3 protein-coding genes are annotated in these 2,683 nt (G+C 62.5%); 2 read left to right on the forward strand and 1 reads right to left on the reverse strand.

From position 1 onward, the window contains the following. Positions 1 to 690 (reverse strand): ABC transporter ATP-binding protein (locus EN742_RS31015; protein ID WP_245492435.1); only part of this gene is annotated, 690 nt, incomplete at its 3' end. Between the two features lie 363 nt (positions 691 to 1,053). On the opposite strand from EN742_RS31015, the gene EN742_RS31020 reads away from it, so the two are divergent. Both EN742_RS31020 and EN742_RS31025 read left to right on the forward strand, forming a co-directional pair. After that, positions 1,054 to 1,884, forward strand: coding sequence for an IclR family transcriptional regulator (locus EN742_RS31020; protein ID WP_128333668.1), 831 nt, complete (start codon positions 1,054 to 1,056; stop codon positions 1,882 to 1,884). 231 nt (positions 1,885 to 2,115) lie between these two features. Further along, positions 2,116 to 2,683: aldehyde dehydrogenase family protein (locus EN742_RS31025; protein ID WP_128333669.1), on the forward strand; the 568-nt coding region annotated here is incomplete at its 3' end.

The raw sequence follows: 2,683 nt of genomic DNA on the forward strand, positions 1-2,683 counted from the left end.
CCGCTTCGGCGGCCCCAACTGCTCGATCTTGCCGCGATTGAACCCCGCCACGCGACTGGACATCGTCAGCGCCTCGGTCTGGTCGTGGGTCACGTAGACCACGGTGACGCCGAGCCGCTGCTGGATATGCATGATTTCGTACTGCATCTCCTCGCGAAGCTGCTTGTCGAGCGCGCCGAGCGGCTCATCCATCAGCACCAGCGACGGCTCGAAGACCAGCGCACGAGCAAGGGCCACACGCTGCTGCTGGCCGCCCGAGAGCTGCCCCGGCAGGCGTCCGCCGAGGCTGTCCAGACGTATCATCGCCAAGGCCTTGGTCACCCGCTCGGCCGTCTCGGACTTGCCGATGCCGCGAGCCTGAAGCGGGAATGCGATGTTCTCCGCGATCGTCATATGAGGGAACAGGGCATAGCTCTGGAAGACCATGCCGATGTTGCGTTTTTGCGGTGGCATCGAACCGATCGAGGCGCCGTCGAGCAGAATATCGCCTGCCGACAGGTTCTCGAAACCGGCGAGCATCATCAGGCACGTCGTCTTGCCCGAGCCCGACGGTCCGAGCAGGGTGATGAACTCGCCGCGCTCGATGCCGAGGTTGAGGTCGTGCACGACATTCACACTGCCGTAGCTCTTCTGGACGCCCGCAAACTCGACGAATTTATTCTGCGGAACGGCACCGCCGCGGGCATGCACCACTCTTACGCCTCCCTTTTCGAAGTCACGCAGTCCCCGCCCGTTGGCGGTACCTTCGCCGACGCCTCGGGGGAGCAACTCGCTCTGCTCACGACGAAGCATTGGGATCAAGGCAAAAATCTCCCTGACGGGTCGTTTCAATCCAGCTTGAGCTTATCTACGATCACCAATATCGTATTGTCAAGAGAAACGACGTACCCCATAATAAGACGATTGCACCGAGAGGCCAGGTGCGCCCCTTGCAGCCTTTTCATCCCATTTTGTTCCGCTTGAGAAAACCATGTTCCGAATTATGATACAAAAAATCACTGGGTCAACAGCCGTACCCCAGTCTGAGCGGATCGCTGAAACGGGAGGCAGGCCGTGACCCAATCCGACGATCAGAGGCTTGGGGTGAAGTCGGTCCACCTGGCGTTCGAAGTTCTCGAGGCTGTTGCCTTCGAGCCCGGCGAGATCGGCGTCAGCGAACTTGCCAACAAGTTGCAGACAACGAAGGGGACGGTATTTCGGCATCTACAGACGCTGGTGGAACGGGGCTATCTTATCCAGAATGCCTCGACCCAGCGCTACCGTGTCGGGGCGCGAGCCTACCTGATTGGCCGAGCGGCGGCAGAACGTGTGGACATCATTGCCGGCTCGCAGGATGCGATGCGATCGCTTCGCGACGAAACCGGCGAGACGGTGGTCGTTTCCAGCCTCAGCAACCGCGGCAACATCGTCATGAACACCATGATCGGCAAGTCGTCGCTTGAGATCGGCGTCAGGGTGGGCAGCGTGCTCGAACCGCACGCTACCGCGCAGGGCAAGGCAGTCCTCGCATTCGACACCCAGGGCCTCGCCAAGCAATTGCGGCGCAGAGGCCTTACGGGGCTGACGCCGTACACCGTGACGGACATCGACGAGCTCGAGCGGCAGTTGGAAGCGGTGCGCGCGCAAGGTTATGCCACCGCGGCGGAAGAAATGCTGCTCGGAATTAGCGCGCTCGCCGCGCCGGTGATGGACGGCTCAGGCAAGACGGCGGGCTCGATCGCAATCGTCGGGTCGATCCAGAACATCGGCCGCCAACCGGCGCCCGAGCAGATCGAGGCAGTGCTGCGGGCGGCACAAAGGGTTTCGTGGAATCTGGGCTATGTCGGCCACCTCCCCTTCGAGCCGCGCGGTGGTCGTATTCCGACAAGGAAGGCGGCGGGCTAATGACGCGTCTCGTCCGCGATACCATTCTGTATTGCGTGACGATGTTTTGTATTGCGTTCCGAATGAATTGACGGAGCGCTTGATCGCGGCTAGTGTTCTGCCCGGTCATAGGCGGCGCAGAGGCACCGCCATTCTGTACAGCTGAAAGGACCAGGCAGGACTTCCGGCCGCTTCTGCGGGCGGCGGATTCCTCTGTTCCCGACGGACCTCACTTCAAGCGGAACGGATCGCATGTCGGCAAATCTCTTCATCAACGGAAAATGGTCCGCGGGCTCCGGTGATCGCCGAGGAAATGTCCTCAACCCGGCTACGGGCGAGACCATCGGCGAGATCGCCTTTGCCGAGACGGCGGATCTCGATGCTGCGCTGGTCGCCGCTCAGCAGGGCTTCCACGGTTGGAGCCGGGTTTCCGCGTACGAACGCGCCAACATCCTGCGGCGGGCCGCGAACCTGACCAGGGAGCGCGCCGACGCCATCGCCCATGCCATCACACGCGAGCAGGGCAAGCCATTGTCGGAAGCGCTGATGGAGGCGCGCGGTGCCGGAGATCACATCGATTGGTATGCCGAAGAAGGACGCCGCGCTTACGGCCGCGTCATCCCGGCGCGCGCGCCGAGCACACTGCAGATGGTGCTGCCGGAGCCTGTCGGACCAGTGGCCGCCTTCTCCCCATGGAACTTTCCGATCGGACAGATCGTGCGCAAGATCGCCGGCGCCCTGGCGGCCGGCTGCTCGATCATCGCGAAGGCGCCCGAGGAGACGCCAAGTTGCGTTGTCGAGCTGGTGAAGTGCTTCGAGG

This window comes from Mesorhizobium sp. M4A.F.Ca.ET.020.02.1.1 (assembly GCF_004022645.1).
Classification (GTDB): Bacteria; Pseudomonadota; Alphaproteobacteria; order Rhizobiales; family Rhizobiaceae; genus Mesorhizobium.